We start from the raw sequence: 545 nt of genomic DNA, 5'->3' as shown, positions 1-545 counted from the left end.
CCCGCGCTGGGCCGCCGCGCGGGATCCTTGGCCAGGCACTGCCCGACCAGGTCCCGCAGGGCCGGATCGGTGATCGCCGACAGGTCCGGCTCCAGGTTCATGATCCGGTTGAAGATCGCCGGCAGGCTGTCGGTGCCGAACGGCGGCTGCCCGGTGGCCGCGAAGACCATCGTGCAGCCCCAGGCGAACATGTCGGCCGGCGCCCCGGCGTGCTCCCCGGCCAGCTGCTCGGGCGTCATGTAGGCGGGCGTGCCGATCGCCGTCGCGGTCAGCGTGGAGGTCCGGTCCAGCGCCTTGGCGATACCGAAGTCGATCACCCGGGGGCCGTCCGGGGCGAGCAGCACGTTGGACGGCTTGAAGTCGCGGTGCACGATCTCGGCCTGGTGGATCGCCACCAGCGCGGTGACCGTGCCGATCGCCAGCCGGTGCAACGCCGAGCCCGCGTGCGGGCCCTGGGTGGTCACCACCTCGTGCAGCGTCGGCCCGTCGATGTACTCGCTGACGATGTACGGGCGCTGCCCGTCCACCCCGGTCTCGATCACCGC

1 protein-coding gene is annotated in these 545 nt (G+C 72.5%); it reads right to left on the bottom strand.

Annotation, left to right across the window (positions count from 1 at the left end):
* Positions 1-545 (bottom strand): serine/threonine-protein kinase (locus tag ABD841_RS40660; RefSeq protein ID WP_344982432.1); only part of this gene is annotated, 545 nt, incomplete at both ends.

Source organism: Streptosporangium fragile (genome assembly GCF_039534445.1).
Taxonomy (GTDB): domain Bacteria; phylum Actinomycetota; class Actinomycetes; order Streptosporangiales; family Streptosporangiaceae; genus Streptosporangium; species Streptosporangium fragile.
Note: the sequence above shows the minus strand (reverse complement) of the source record. Positions and strands in the feature narration are given on the sequence as shown.